The following is a 14,115-nucleotide window of genomic DNA, read 5'->3' on the forward strand; positions in this document are numbered from 1 at the left end:
GGAAATGCTGGAGCAGGGCGCCAGCACTGTGGCAGCGACTCCGGCAAACGGTATGGTAGTGGGGTGCTGAATACCCGCGCAACTGCTAAGCGATGGCCGACGTCGGAGGTTACGTCGAGATGGACGGTGGGTGCGTAGCTAGTGTGGAGTCTAATGGTTGGAATCGGAACGTCATCCAATAGATTGTAATAATTTAATACGCGATATTTTTTGAAAGTCACCACCCAGAACGGGAGCGATATTGCGACGTATTTAGCGATCGCGTGCCGCGCCATCAGCGAAATTTCCTGAATTCAACGATCCTGTTAGCGAACGAATAGCGCCGCTGCGGTAAATCCTCCAACTCCGCGGGCGCATAGCAGGAAAGGCTTACCGGGAACCAGATCATCGCAGTCGGCGAGATTGATGAATGGATCGCTGACCGTCACATGTGCGACGCGAGCAAAGTTGTCAGTAAACAGGCAGCGTGCAGGAAGACCGAGCGATGCAGTAGTTCGGCGCCAGGTTGGCAGATCAAGATGGGAAGGCAAGATGCGCTGAATCTCGGCTAGGGGCACATTCGCGTCAGCGCTTGTTTGCGTCGCGAGTCGACGCGCCGCAAAGAAGTACTGAGCCGCGAAACGCGATTCATCTTCTTCCAGTGTGCCTCGCCAACCTTCTCCACTCGCGTGAAAGGCCAGCGCGACCAATCGATTGATCGAGGTATCGCGCTCGACGAGCACAGCACATGCGCCGTCGCTGAGCAATCCGGCCCCGGCTATTGACCGGTCGCTTGCGAGGGGCATGACGTCTGCGCCGACCAGCAGACCGCGGTTGATGGCGGGACGGGCGGTAAACATCGCGCGCATGATCCGTAGCGCGCCCAGTGATGAGGCGCAATGCTGCTGTGCAAACGAGAATGCCTCCGCCTGCTCGAAACCAAAGTGTTCGCATAGCAGGCGTGGCAGGGATAGCGGCGGAGGGGCGACGCTGCCCTGAAGCGTATGAACGTAGACGAGAAAGTCGATCGTGTCGGGCCCAAGCTGGGTCGCACGAACGAGCGATTGGATGGCGTTCGCGGCGAGTGAAAGCGCAGTCTGTCCCCGAGCGTCATAGAACAAGCGCACCCCCGCTTTTTCGAGGCGTTTGACGGTCTCGGCGGACTGCTTCGTTCGTTGGGCCCAGCTGCGGACATCCTCGGCCGGCTCAGGCAGATAGTAAGCGGTATGGACGATCCCGATAGAAGCGCTCATGACGGATTGAGATATAAGAGCGGCCTGCCATGCGATTCGAACAGTGCGCAACCGACGAAGCCGCCCAGGCCGATGCCCCACGTCAGGATTCGATCGCAAACTGACAGATCGTGAGATTCGAGTGCATCCGCGAGCTGCACGATAGGTTCGGCCGCGCCTAGATGGGCGCGGCGGCGGTCGGAAAATTCAATGACACGGCGACTGAGATGTCGGCAAATAGCTTCATCAAGTTTCGGATCTATTCCTGCTCCTACGACGGTGCCAATGTCGTTCGGTTGAAGCTCGTGCCGGCGCAGTATCGCGTCGATCGTCGATCGCAGCGCCGGAACCCAATCTGTGCGGATATCCAGGCTTGAGTGCGGGGCGGGTGTCGCGAACCGGTGGAGGCGGCTGGCGCGTGCGTCGATCACCACCAGTCCGCAAGACGCGGGTCTGGAACGTTCCACCAGGATGGCACCGGCTGCGTCTCCCTGCACGAATCCCTGATCCGTCCATCGCGAGAACGGCGGACACCACTTTTCTGCAGCGACGATCAAGAGGGTGTGGATTTCGGGCTCCGCAATCAGCAGATCACTCGCCAGCTGGAGCGCCGTGAACGTGGAGGCCCCCTGCAGTTGGGAGATGGAGAACGGGAAGCAGGGCGTTCCGATTACTGCACGCAAGCGTCCAGCGGTCGTTGTGGACACATGCTCGTTGAGGCTACTGTGACAGAACATTGCAATATCGATCGGCGCTGCATTGGCTGGCCGCGCAGCACATATTGTCTGCGCCACTTTCGCGGCGAGCCCGGATAGATCGGTATTGCGCTCAACAGGCACACAACGAAATTCGTCCGGCGCTGCGCTGACTGCAGCACTTCTGGTTGCAGCCGCTTTCTTTGCGGGGTGGGGGGCGTAATCCGCTTGCCACGACGCGACCCACGCGTGCCAACCGGACCGTATCGGAGCACCGAGCGTCGGCTCGATTCCGCACTTACGATGTACAGCGACTGTGCGCGGCACATAGCTGGCAAGTGCCGTGATCACGGGTGTATTCATGGTGCGCGTGGTAGCGCGAGGTCCTCGGGCAGTAGGTCGTAAAGGAGCCGCCCGACGCGCGTGTCATCGACGAGATGGCAGTCTCGTTGCAGTCCGATCAGGCGAAAACCCAAGCGCGCGAGCAGACGTTGCGACGGAACATTGCAGTCGACAGCCCATGCGGTGATGCACCGCAACCGATCACGGACGAACGCTTCATGAAGTAGGTGTGTAGCAGCGTTATAAGCCATATTGACGCAGATTGGCCGCAACCGGTCGCGAAGGATCCAGAATGAGCCCGTCGCAAAGCGATGCGTGACATCACTGACGGCGACTACACCGCTCGGGACGGTATAGCCAGCCGAACCGAACACGCGTATTCGATGCTGTCTGCTATGGACCATCGCTTGGACTGCCAATGCGGGCAGGGCTTGGCGGCCGAGCCCGAAGTCGAACCACCGACTGATGGTCGGCTGCGCGAACCACGCGACGATGTCGTCGATGTCATTCGGCCCTGGTTCGCGTAACCAGCACGTGGAGGACGTTACATGCGTTGCAGCATTGTCCACCGAGGGCTGAAGCGTGCCGTCCGTAGGGGCGCAACCACTCATCCGTCGACCTCCTCATTCGCGACCCGTGGCTCCGCGAGCCAGCCGAGTGCTGTGTCGATGCGCTGCAGCAGGAAGGCAAACCAGTGGCCCGTCTGGAAGCGGGCTGCCGGCGGGAGGCCTTCAACATAACCGTGACCGCCGCAAAGCTGCACGAATTCACGACTGACGTTGACCGACTCGGCCGCGACGTGTCGCAGTAACTGACGAATCAGCGAGACCGGCGCCGACGGGCGGGCCGCACTGACAGCTTGTAGAAAAAGATGGGTGCCATGGGCGGCGATCAGCATATCGGATAATCGCGCCGCGACGAGTTGATGGTTTGACAACGGCTTTCGGAACGCTTGCCGAGTCGCTGCGTAATCGAACGCGAACCGGACGCTATGTTGCATGGCGCCCGTCAAGAGCGCAGCGAGATAGAAGCCGATTTCCGTCATGTACGTTTGCGCGGGAGGAACGCTATCGCTGTCGGCCCGCGTAATCACGGCGAGCGGCGTTTCGGCCGCGGCCTCGTCAGAATGCAATTGCTCCAATACAAGGGCGCCGAGCGTGGCGATGCCTGTCGATCTCGAAGATCGCCGATCACGTGGGCGCTCGGTGAGGAGGAGGCGCCGCTTGTCATCTAACCGCATGGTGAGGGTCACCGCGCCGCCCAGTGGACCAAGTTGCCATATTGTTGAGTTTTCGATGCCCGGCACGGACAACGCGATCGCTGTTGTGCCGTCGAAATACGCCTGAACAGGCCGAGCCAGAACCGAACCGAGCGCATTGTGCATCCGGAGCACCATGAGCGCGGGTGCTGTCAGCGTCAACTCCAACGCACGCTCAAGCGGTCCGGCGGCGAGCGCTTCGACAACAAGTGCCAGGCCGTGACGGTCGATTCCTAGGCCGCCGTGTTCCTCGGGTAGGACCATTGCTCCAAGATCAAGTGTTGCGGCAGCGAGTCTGACGGTTTCTTGCCACGCTGCTACGCTGGGTGAACCGGCAAGCAAGGGCTCCAGTCGGTCGCGCGCGAAGTGTTGACTCGCCATATAGAGATTGAGTTGATCATCGGTCAGTGCCCGCGGCGCCGGAGCTGGCCCTGGCGGGAAGGAATCAGGGGAGAACATCACAATCCTCCACAAAGAACGAGGGTGGTCAGACGAGCATCTCGATCGCATCAGGGTGGCCGAGAAAGTCCCTCGGGCTGGCCGAGCGTCCATACGCACCCGACTGAAATACGACCACAAAGTCCCCAATGCGAGCCTCGGGAAGCAGCACGTCGTCGGCGATCCGGTCGAGCGGCGTGCACAGGCATCCGACGATGTGGCAACGCTCCGTCGGGGCTTGTGTCTGGCGATTCCCAATGGCGACCGGAAAATTGCGACGCAGGATCTGACCGAAGTTTCCGGATGCGGCCAGGTGGTGGTGCAGGCCGCCATCGGTGATCAGGAACGTTCGGTCTCGGGATACCTTGCGATCGATGATGCGGCACACATAGATGCCGGCTTCCCCGACCAAATATCGTCCAAATTCCAGGACCGTGCGCGTGTCCGGAAAGCTGCCGCGGAACACGCCGAGCCAATCGTGCATGGCCTCGGTGACTGCAGCGAGGTCGAGTGGCGTTTCTCCCGCGAAATAGGGGATGCCGAAACCGCCTCCGAAGTTCACGTATTGCGGAGCGAGCGACAGGCCAGCGGCTAGTCTCACGACGAGATCCGAGCTTTTCCGTTGAGCCTCGATGACGGTCGGGGCGTGCAGACACTGGGATCCCCAAAAAATGTGAAAACCGGCCAACGTCACTTCTCTAGCATCGAGCTCCCGTAGTAACTCGGGCACCTGCTCCGCGTCGAGCCCAAAAGGGGTGGCCCCGCCACCCATACGCATGCCGCTGTGATCGACGTGAAAGTCCGGGTTGACTCGAATGGCGACCTTCGGCTGCACACCGAGCTCCCAGCCGAGTGCTGTCACGAGGTGCAGCTGGGTGCTCGATTCGAGGTGAATGTTGACACCGCTTGCGACGGCGCGACGCAAGTCGTCCCGGCTTTTGCCTGGGCCGGCAAAGCCGATCAGTTCTGCGGGCATGCCCGCGTTTAGCGCAAGCGCCATCTCGTTGGCCGATGCCACGTCGAACCCGTCCATCTGTGGCGCAAGGTGATGGACGACCGCGGGCATTGGGTTGGCCTTGATCGAGTAATGTAGGTCGATACCGGCTGGCAGCGTATCGCGCAGCGTGCATACACGCGCGTCGAGCATTGCGCGATCATAGGCGAAGAACGGTGTGCGCCCTGCGCGATCGGCCAGGCGATTGATCTCGACGCCGCCGACGGTGAGGATGCCTTCGCGCTCGCCAAACAGTCCGTTCATGATTGCCTCGCTTCGGCGGCGGCGTCCGGATTGGAGAAGGCGGCGCGCAATGCGGCTCGATCGAATTTCCCGTTAGGGTTGCGCGGAACTGTCTCGCGAACCACGATGCGATGCGGCACCATGTAGCGCGGCAGATGCTCCACACACCAAGCCTGAAGTGTTTGAACATCGAAGCCCGTGGCGGTCGGCACGACCAACAGGACGATCGCTTCGCCAAGTTCATCATTGGGGATGCCGAAGGCAACCGCTTCCGTGACAAGACCACTGTCGTGAACGATTTCTTCGATCTCTTCCGGGCTGATGCGATAACCGGAGCTCTTGATTTGGGCGTCGTTGCGCGCGACGAAGTACAGGAATCCTTCTGCATCTCGTCGTACCAGATCACCTGACCAGACAGCACGATCTCGCGGCGCGCCACCGGGTTTCAGCTCGGGCGAAGGTCGATAGCGCTGGGCTGTGCGCGTCGCGTCATTCCAATAACCGAGCGTGACGCAGGCTCCGACATGGACGAGTTCTCCGGTTTCGTCCGGTCCACAAGGCGAGCCATCATCGCGAACGACCAGAATTCGGGCGTTAGGTACGGCTTTCCCGATGGAGTCGGGGCGACGATCGACCTCTGAGGGGTCGAGAAACGTGGAGCGAAATGCCTCGGTCAGGCCATACATTAGATAGGGTTTGGCATGCGGAAACAATGCTCGGAGTTGCTGCAATACGGGTGCCGGCAGCTTGCCGCCGGTGTTCGCAAAGTAGCGCAGCTTCCGGCGTGCCGTTTCGGGCCAAGCCGCACGGGCCAGTTGCATCCATAAGGGCGGCACACCCGTGATTGCTGTAATACGTTCGCTCGCGCACGCATCAATGACGTCTTGCGGTGCAAGATAGTTGATGAGCACGGCCGTGGCCCCCACGGCCCAGGTGGATGTGAGCTGACTCAGGCCAGCATCGAAACTGAGCGGCAGGGCCGCGAGGATTCGATCGGATGAGGCGTGGTTCAGATAATGGGCAACGCTCCAGGCACCCTCGAGCAGGTTGCGGTGGCTTAGCATGACGCCTTTTGGCAGTCCGGTCGAGCCTGAGGTGTACAGGATGGCGGCCAGATCCGTGTCGACATTGGCCGACGCCGGTGATTGTGGTGGATTTTCACTATCGCGTTCCGTGCGATTTCCGCTTGCGGACTCGGGCCAGCTTTGAACGTGCGTTGTTGTTCGGAGATGTCGGCTTGCGGAGCCGGCATCGTCCACGATGATTGTGTTGGAAACGCCGGTAAGACCATGTTCGTCAAGGACCCGCGCGCGCAGCGCGCTGGTAATCAGGCAATCGGCACCGGAATCGAGCAGGATGTGAGCGACCTGCTGAGGTTTGAGGAGCGGATTGATCGGAACGAACACGCATTGCGCGGCAGCTGCGCCAAGCATCGACACGACGGTTTCGACACGTTTGTCCAGATAGATCGCAATGCGCGCGCCGGCCGTGAATCCAAGCGCGTAGAGCGCATTGCCCATGCCTCGCGCGCGGTGAACCAGGTCCTGATAGGTTACTCGGGCGGAACCGCAGACGAGAGCTTCCGCGTCAGGTGTGCGGTTTGCAGCGGTGTGCATGAGGTCGAGGACGTTTCTCATGATGGTATCCGGATCGAATGTCGAGCGTTGAAAGGAAATCGTTCAGGTGATCAGTGGCGGACGACCATGGCACCGAAGCAGCCAGCGAGGCCACACGAGAACAGCAGCGACCAGCCGCCCGGTTCCCGGTTCGAACATGTCTGGAAGTTAATGAAGGGATCCGCGCCAAAGACGTGACCGATTGGCGCGAAGTTCGCCGTGAAAAGTCGCTCACGAGGAATGGAAAGCATTGTCATCAGCCTGAACCAGCCCGGAAGATTGGCGTGATGAGGCAGTACGTGCGTAATCTCGCGTGTCGTGATGCCTGCTTGTTGAATGGCGGCCCGCATGGTCGTGAATGCAGACCAGTAGTACCGGTCGTCGGGAATCGGCTGCAGATCCTCGTCGGTGCCGCGGAAGGATCGTCCATCTGTGTACACGTGCAGGCCCGCAATGGCGTTTCGATGACCGTCTCGTTCTAGCAATAGCGCACAAGCACCGTCGCTATGGAGGGCAAGATCCTGGATTGCTCGCAGTCGGTCGCAGTGGGATCCGATCACATCGGCACAGACCACAATTGCGCGCCGGATGGAGGGCCGTCGCATGGCGAGCGCCTGCAACACACGGATCGCGGCCATTGGCGAGACGCAGTGCTGCTGCGTGACTGAAAATGCCAGCGCACTGTTCAGATTCGTTTGGGACTGAATCTGTTGGGCGGTACTTGCTGGTGGCGCGATAACGCTGGTCTGAATCGTGTGCGTGTACACGAACGCATCGATCGATTCAGGTGCTATTCGGGTGTCGCGTAGCAGGGACGATATAGCGTCAACGGCGAGCGTCACGGGCGATTCGCCAGCTGCGTCGTGGAACTGCGTTACGCCGTTTTCGATCAGTGCACGCGCTCGAATCGACGGCTGACCACAGCGCTGCGCCCAGCGATGTGCATCCACAGTTCGATCCGGCAGACTGAATGCGATGCCAGACAGTGCAAGCGAGCTAGCCTGTTGCGACGCAATCATGATCCACCTCCACGAAATTCAAGGAGAGCGCAACCGGCCTGCCCTTGGAAGCCGGCGGACCAAACGAGGGCATGTTGTCCCTCGCTAGGGTTGATCGACCGCAGCAACGCGTCGAGCCGTGCAGGCGTGTCGGCGGCGCAGAAATGGCCGGGCGCGTCCATACGTATGTGGCAGACCCGTTCGGGCCGCAGTCCGCAACGCGTATTGATTTCGCGAGCCAGTCGAGTCTCGATTGGCGCCGGAAGTACCCAGTCGACATTCGCAGGTTGCAAATCCGCGCCTGAGCACGTCTCGCTAATGACGTTCGTGAGCGTCGATGTGTAGACGGGTTCGCGCTCACTTGCGAGCGGTGGGATTCCGGGCGTCAGTACGGTGAGCCCGCTCACGCGCCATCCCGGGCCGGGGTGTCTCGCGATCAGTACGGCAGCGGCCCCGTCACCCATGTCGATCAGTGCACCGATCCGACGTGAGAACGGCCGGCGCCAGCGTTCCGCGGCGACAATCACGACGGTATTCAGTCGGATATCAGCGGCCATCATCGCCACGGCAATCTCCAACGCCATCAGGAACGACACGCCTTGAAGCTGGCCGACCGCCAGCGGTGCTCGGCTTGATCCAAGTTCGCTGTGGAGGCGGCAGGCACACGACAATGCCAGATCATGCTCGAAGCTCGTTGTGCATACGATGATTTGATCGGGTGTGGGCGTGGCGACCTGAGGCGACGATTCAAGCAGCGCTCGCACCGTGGCAAGTGCCATGTCGGACAACGTCAGGTCGGATTCCACAGCGACCCGGTGATCAGTAGCTCGTGATGCTTGCGGCAACGGAATACCGGCCACGCCGAATGGGGCACCACTGTCGCGCCACCGCAGCGTATCGGCGTATACGGCTTGCATCACGTCCTCTCGCGCGGATCCACCCGAAACCATGAATGGTTCGAGATGTGCATCGGCCGGGACATCGTGCGGTGGGATATATCGTGCCGTGGCGACAATGCACGGTTCGTCGCCAGTGACGTTAGTCGAAGGACGCATGGGATTCGACGAACGCGACGAGATTGCCGAAACGCAGGAACAAATCGGCGGATAGATCTTCGGGGGCCAGCGTGAAGCCGAAGCGCTGTTCGAGTTGCAGCAGCAAGTCCGTCATATTCATTGAATCCACACCGACGTCGAAGAGGTTGGTGTCATCTACGATGAGATCGGTGCTTAGGGTGCTGCCAAGTACCGATAGCAAGCAGGTTTTTACTGTCTCGGACACGCTGGCGGAGCTGGGGGAAGCGGGATGGGTTGCCATGAACGATCTCCAGTGCGAAATTTCGGCCGGGTTCAGGATTGGTGCGCTTCTGTAGAGCGGTGCGACGCGGGAGAGATGGCCTCCCAGGGAAGAGTCGCCGAGCGGAGTGCGGAGCGAGCAATCATGAGCCGCTGTAGGTCCCCGGTACCTTCCATGATGTCGAAGGCCTTTGCATCACGATAGCTTTGCTCGAGCGAGGGAAAGGCAGCGGTACCATCAAGGCCGGCGAGATCGATGGCTGTCCTGGTGATGCGGGCGGCTACTTGTGATGCATATGCCTTGGCCATTGACGAGTCCATGGAAGTCGCGATGCCTTGATCGGTCTTCCACGCCGCGTGTCGGCAGAGCAACTGGGCTGTAGTGATTTGCCGATCGATATCGAGCAGGGTTTCGTTCACATTCGCAGTGCGGTGGCGTTGATTCACAGGATGCCCGCCTGCTTCGAAGTAGGCCGCGAGATCGTCGCGTACTCGTCGACATGCGCCGACCATGACCGCGGAAAGTAGGGGGCGGAAGTAGTCCCATGCGTGTTGTGCGCCCGAAAACGCGTCGTTGAGGGGCTTTTCGTCACCGCGTCTGAGAAGCGCGTCGTCAGGGACTTCGCAATCGGTGTAAGAGAGAATCGCAAGCTGACTCGCGCGCAGGCCGACCATTTTCTCGATGCGATCGACAGAGAAGCCCGGGATATTGCGATCGACGTGGAACGCTCGAACGCCGAAACGACCAGCGTGCCGATTAATGGTGGCGAACGTGATCACGTCGTCCGCGCGTGCGCCGTTGGTGATGAAGCACTTGGTACCGTTCAGCACCCAGCCGCGTGCCGTCTTGCGAGCGGTGGTCCGCATCGCGGTCGCATCCGAGCCGCAGTCGGGCTCCGTAATGGCAAACGCACCCCAGCGCGGTGTGTCGCTGCGAAATCGTTTGAAGAAGCGGGTCTGTTGCTCGCCGCTGCCGAGTGCGAGGACGGGTGGCATTGCAAGGCCAGGGCCGGGCAGCGCAAGCGCTAGCGCCGCGTCGGCGTACCCGAGATATTCCATGAGTGTGGTGCGCGACATCAGTGATTGCACGTCCATGCAACCGCCGTATGCGGCCGGAACGAGATTCAAGTTCAGCGCAGTTACGTCCGAGGGGGCACAAACTGCATCTGGAATTTGCCGTGTCCGGTCGGCTTCGGGGCCGTGCAAACGCATGCGTGCAGCAAGCTGATCCAGTTCCAGCCCGTCGGCCAAGAGGTTGGCACGGATTGTCGCAAGCGTGGATTGCACCTGAGACGACTTCACCGACTGTGACATGAGGGATTCCCTCCTGCTGGCGACCTATATCGAGTGACCGACATGCAGGGAAGCTGCGGGTACTCGGCGCATGGCGTTCGGATTGCAGCGTAGGTCTTGGTTACCATGCCTGCTACTCCTAACGTTGGGAGGGGGCATGAAGCCGGAAATCTCGCCGTGCCGGGCGGGGATGCCTGATAATGGCGCCGGGATACAGCAGTGAATGGCCAACGACGGACGTGACCGATATGGCAGGGCGAAAACCGACAACCGAAAAGAAGATGTCGCCGGCGCAGCCGGATAAACGAGGTTCGCGCGCAATCAAGCGCGGCGACCAAGTGGCCGAGCAGATCAAGCGTTGGATTAACGACGGGCAGGCACGGCCAGGAAAGCGCTTGAACAAGGAGGCCGAGCTTCAGCAGATGTTCAACGTCAGCCGGGGTTCGATGCGCGATGCGCTCAAGGCGCTGGAGATGCAAGGGCTCGTGAGACTGAGTACCGGGCCGGATGGCGGCGCGACGATTACGCGCGTACCACTGGCCCGAGCATTCCAGTCGCTGCAGAACTATCTGTTTTTCGAGAGCATCACGCTTGAGGACATTTATGCGGTACGCCGCACGCTGGAACCCATGGTGGCGGCGGGTGCGGTTCCCCATCTGAGCGACGCGGACTTCGATGCGCTCGAGCGCAGTGTGTCCGTCTGCGAGCCGTTCGAAGCACGTCACGCCGAGGCGCTCGACCAGCGGCACGAGGATATCCATTTCCACGATGTACTGGCTGCAGCACATCCGAATGCGTTTCTGCGTAGCCTATGCCAGATCATCAACCAGATGCTGCACACGCTCGTGATCGTGGCGGGGAACGTGACGCAGCAGGACTATCAGGCATTCGGGCGGCACACGGTTGCCGCGCACCGCGCGATACTGGACGCCGCGCGACGTCGGGATGCCGACGCAGTCGCGCAACTCATGACGGCGCACATGGACGAAGCGCATTCGCAGTTGCGCACAGTGCACGCTGCGCTGCAGCAGAAGCTGGTGCTGGATTCAGAGTTGGACCTGGATTCCGATCGTGATGCCGGCTAAAGCATTCAGACCGGATCCGGTCGACTTCTGCTCTTAGCTCATTAGGCAGGGGTTGCGCCGGCCGCGGAGGCGAAGAGCTCGCGTGTCAGCTCGGCGAACGGGGCGCGCCCAAATGCGCGTTCGAGCATATGACTCGCCCACAACACCAACGCATCGGCATGGCGACTGCCTACAATCTGGATGCTGACGGGCAGGCGCGTGGCAGTCATCCCGGCATAGAGGCTTGCCGCCGGCAGTCCCAGCTGATTGCACCATGCCGTGAAATGCGGAAACAAGGCTGTGCTTGAACTCACTTCGGCAAGTGACGGGGCCACGTCGGGATATACCGGGCAGATGAGGAGATCGTGCCGCTCGAAAAACGCATTGACGGCGGCGCCCAACTCTCCCCGTTCGATCAGCGCGCCCAATAGCTCCCCCCGCGAGATGCCGTTGCCGGCTTGCGCGTATGCCTGCAGCGATGGGTCGAGTTCGGCCCACCTGTCGGTCATGCCGTCCGTGAGCTGACGGCAGCATGCACGCCAAAGTGTTGTGTGGATCGCATTGCACTGCGCGACGCCAGGCGGATCGGCGACGTGAACGAGTGCTCCAAGTTCGCGAAACATCGCTGCAGTTCGTACCACGGCATCGTGGATTTCAGCCTCGGCGATGACAGGCAATCCGAGCGTGGGACTGCACGCAATACGAATGCCGCCCGGAACGGGAAGGCATGACAGCCCGCGCGCATAGTCTGCTCCCTCGAACGGTAAAGCGTACCAGTCGCGGCTGTCCGGGCGGGTGATGATCGTTAGGATCTGCGCGGCATCCTCGACGCAACGTGTCATCGGGCCGACATGACTGAGCAGACCGAAGGGACCGCGAGGTGCGTGGGGTACTCGCCCAAAACTGGGCTTGAATCCGAAGACGCCGGTGAAGGAGGCTGGGATGCGAATGGATCCGCCGCCGTCCGTGCCGATGGCCACCGGGCCCATTCCGAGCGCAACGGCGACGGCCGCACCTCCGCTGCTGCCACCCGGCGTACGCGAGCGGTCCCATGGATTGCGCGTGGTGCCGGTGAGGGGACTGTCGGTGACGATCTTGTGTGCGAAATCCGGCATGGTCGTTTTGCCAAAGCAGATTGCCCCCGCTTCACGTAGGCGCGCCACGCTGGGACTGTCCGATGCGGCGGCTTCCGGCATCGTTGCCCGCGACCCGTATCGCGTGGGGAGTCCGGCAACGGCGATGTTGTCCTTGATGCTGACCGGGACGCCGTCGAGTTGGCTGAGGGGCGCGCCACGTTGCCAGCGCGCCTCGGACGCCCGCGCCAATTCGAGAGCCTCATCGGCGACTTGGCAGAATGCGTTGACCGTCGGATCCAATGACTGGATCCGTTCCAAGATGGTCTTCATCACATCGACGGGCGACGTCCGTCCGTTCGCATACAGCCCGCTAAGTTCCCATGCAGTCAGTTCACGCAGGTCGATTCCCATGCCATCCTCCAATTAATTATAATAAACTAACGGTAGGCGTGACCGGCCACGTTTGTCAAGCTGCGGGGCATCATGCTAGAGGGAGAGTTGCCGGGTAAACGCTTGGATGGGGCACGTTGACGAGTGACCGTGACGAGCGTAGATTTAATGATAATAAATAGGTAGTGCGCCAAGCGTGATCCGCAGCGGAGACGCAGAATGCGTGACATGCCGCGTATTTCGGGGCGCAAGGTGTCCAGTCACCGAAATCGGCGACGCGTCGTTTGCTCGAGAGAACTGGGGGCGTATTGGGAGGGTACGTGGTGTCGTTGCCGACACCGAGGGTGCTGCGATGCGCCCGGTGAGGAGCGACTTTGAGCGCTATTCCTGCGCGAGTGCTTCCGCGCTCGCAATGAGTGCTCTTTTCTTTTCCTTGCTCAGTCGGCCGGCGATGGCAAGAAGGGTTGCGAGCAGGTCGTCGTCCTCATAGAGGAAGCTGGTGGGAACGAGCATCGCGCGCGCCAGACGTTGGCTGGTTTGAAGCGTGGGCGTATGTTTGCCCTTTTCGTACTGATTGACGCGGGCGCTGGCGGAAAATTCGTCGATGCCCGCCTGAATGCCGAGCTGTTCCTGTGTAAGGCCCGAGCGTAATCGAGCCTGTTTCAGGCGCTTGGGAAACACGGAGGGAGAGGTGGCATCGCTGGACATTCACGGAGTGTCCGGGAAAGGCGTGCCGTTTTTACTAAGTAACTCTTAGTCTGCAGGCTAAAAACTACTTGGTCTTGGAGGTCAGGCCGATAGTCTGCGTCAACGCTTCAGCGCTCTTGAGGAGGGCCTTTCTCTTTTCGCGAGGCAACCTTGCAGCAGTTGCGAGAAGGCTTGCGAGCAGGTCGTCTTCTTCGTAAAGGTAACTGGTCGGAACCTGCAGTGCACTGGCCAGCCGTTGCCCCATCTGCAGCTTGGGTGTGTGCTTTCCGCTTTCGTATTGGTTCACGCGCGCGCTTGCGGAGAATTCGTCGATACCCGCTGCGATCCCAAGTTGCTCCTGGGTGAGGCGCGAGTGCAGACGGGCCTGTTTCAGGCGCTTGGGGAAAGCAGAGGATGTCGATGAGGGCCGAGGCATCCTAAGAGTTTCTTTAGTTATTGCAGGATTTTTACTAAGTATCTCTTAGCCTAAAAACTAAGAATGTCTTAGCCTGATG

The 14,115-nt window shown here is 60.6% G+C and carries 14 protein-coding genes; 1 reads left to right on the forward strand and 13 read right to left on the reverse strand.

Annotated features, from left to right (window positions below; genetic code table 11):
• Positions 1-305: 305 nt before the first annotated feature.
• From BDO18943_RS04420 to BDO18943_RS04465, 10 genes are all read right to left on the reverse strand, one after another.
• On the reverse strand, positions 306-1,232 hold the full coding sequence (locus tag BDO18943_RS04420) for a beta-ketoacyl-[acyl-carrier-protein] synthase family protein (protein ID WP_175021397.1): 927 nt from the start codon (positions 1,230-1,232) through the stop codon (positions 306-308).
• A complete protein-coding gene (locus BDO18943_RS04425; RefSeq protein WP_175021398.1) occupies positions 1,229-2,269 on the reverse strand; it encodes a 3-oxoacyl-ACP synthase in 1,041 nt (346 codons plus the stop codon). The genes BDO18943_RS04420 and BDO18943_RS04425 overlap by 4 nt, the downstream gene beginning before the upstream one ends.
• A complete protein-coding gene (locus BDO18943_RS04430) occupies positions 2,266-2,859 on the reverse strand; it encodes a GNAT family N-acetyltransferase (RefSeq protein ID WP_175021399.1) in 594 nt (197 codons plus the stop codon). The genes BDO18943_RS04425 and BDO18943_RS04430 overlap by 4 nt, the downstream gene beginning before the upstream one ends.
• Complete coding sequence (locus BDO18943_RS04435; RefSeq protein WP_175021400.1) at positions 2,856-3,965, reverse strand: acyl-CoA dehydrogenase family protein; 1,110 nt, start codon at positions 3,963-3,965, stop codon at positions 2,856-2,858. Before BDO18943_RS04435 ends, BDO18943_RS04430 begins: the two co-directional genes overlap by 4 nt.
• Positions 3,966-3,993: 28 nt before the next feature.
• Positions 3,994-5,202, reverse strand: a complete 1,209-nt coding sequence (locus BDO18943_RS04440) for a pyridoxal-dependent decarboxylase, exosortase A system-associated (protein WP_175021401.1) — start codon at positions 5,200-5,202, stop codon at positions 3,994-3,996.
• Entirely contained in the window at positions 5,199-6,818 is a 1,620-nt protein-coding gene (locus BDO18943_RS04445; RefSeq protein WP_175021402.1) for an acyl-CoA ligase (AMP-forming), exosortase A system-associated, read from the reverse strand. Before BDO18943_RS04445 ends, BDO18943_RS04440 begins: the two co-directional genes overlap by 4 nt.
• Before the next feature lie 50 nt (positions 6,819-6,868).
• A complete protein-coding gene (locus tag BDO18943_RS04450; protein ID WP_175021403.1) occupies positions 6,869-7,816 on the reverse strand; it encodes a 3-oxoacyl-[acyl-carrier-protein] synthase III C-terminal domain-containing protein in 948 nt (315 codons plus the stop codon).
• A complete protein-coding gene (locus BDO18943_RS04455) occupies positions 7,813-8,712 on the reverse strand; it encodes a 3-oxoacyl-[acyl-carrier-protein] synthase III C-terminal domain-containing protein (RefSeq protein WP_235995809.1) in 900 nt (299 codons plus the stop codon). Before BDO18943_RS04455 ends, BDO18943_RS04450 begins: the two co-directional genes overlap by 4 nt.
• A gap of 121 nt (positions 8,713-8,833) precedes the next feature.
• A complete protein-coding gene (locus BDO18943_RS04460) occupies positions 8,834-9,112 on the reverse strand; it encodes an acyl carrier protein (RefSeq protein WP_175021405.1) in 279 nt (92 codons plus the stop codon).
• A 32-nt stretch (positions 9,113-9,144) separates the two neighbouring features.
• Positions 9,145-10,404, reverse strand: coding sequence for an acyl-CoA dehydrogenase family protein (locus BDO18943_RS04465; RefSeq protein WP_175021406.1), 1,260 nt, complete (start codon positions 10,402-10,404; stop codon positions 9,145-9,147).
• 227 nt (positions 10,405-10,631) lie between these two features.
• On the opposite strand from BDO18943_RS04465, the gene BDO18943_RS04470 reads away from it, so the two are divergent.
• Complete coding sequence (locus BDO18943_RS04470; protein ID WP_124455160.1) at positions 10,632-11,468, forward strand: FadR/GntR family transcriptional regulator; 837 nt, start codon at positions 10,632-10,634, stop codon at positions 11,466-11,468.
• Positions 11,469-11,509: 41 nt separating this feature from the next.
• On the opposite strand, the gene BDO18943_RS04475 is transcribed toward BDO18943_RS04470, so the two are convergent.
• The 3 genes from BDO18943_RS04475 to BDO18943_RS04485 all read right to left on the reverse strand — a co-directional run bounded on the left by BDO18943_RS04475 (position 11,510) and on the right by BDO18943_RS04485 (position 14,036).
• Positions 11,510-12,934 (reverse strand): amidase family protein, encoded by a 1,425-nt coding sequence (locus BDO18943_RS04475; protein WP_175021407.1) that lies wholly within the window; start codon positions 12,932-12,934, stop codon positions 11,510-11,512.
• A gap of 360 nt (positions 12,935-13,294) precedes the next feature.
• Positions 13,295-13,621 carry a helix-turn-helix transcriptional regulator gene (locus BDO18943_RS04480; RefSeq protein ID WP_175021408.1) on the reverse strand — a complete coding sequence of 109 codons (327 nt, stop codon included), beginning with the start codon at positions 13,619-13,621 and terminating at the stop codon, positions 13,295-13,297.
• Between the two features lie 64 nt (positions 13,622-13,685).
• Positions 13,686-14,036: a helix-turn-helix domain-containing protein gene (locus BDO18943_RS04485; RefSeq protein WP_059708336.1), complete on the reverse strand. Its 351-nt coding sequence runs from the start codon at positions 14,034-14,036 to the stop codon at positions 13,686-13,688.
• Between the last annotated feature and the right edge of the window lie 79 nt (positions 14,037-14,115).

The sequence above is a fragment of the Burkholderia aenigmatica genome, from assembly GCF_902499175.1.
In the GTDB taxonomy this organism is placed as follows: Bacteria; Pseudomonadota; Gammaproteobacteria; order Burkholderiales; family Burkholderiaceae; genus Burkholderia; species Burkholderia aenigmatica.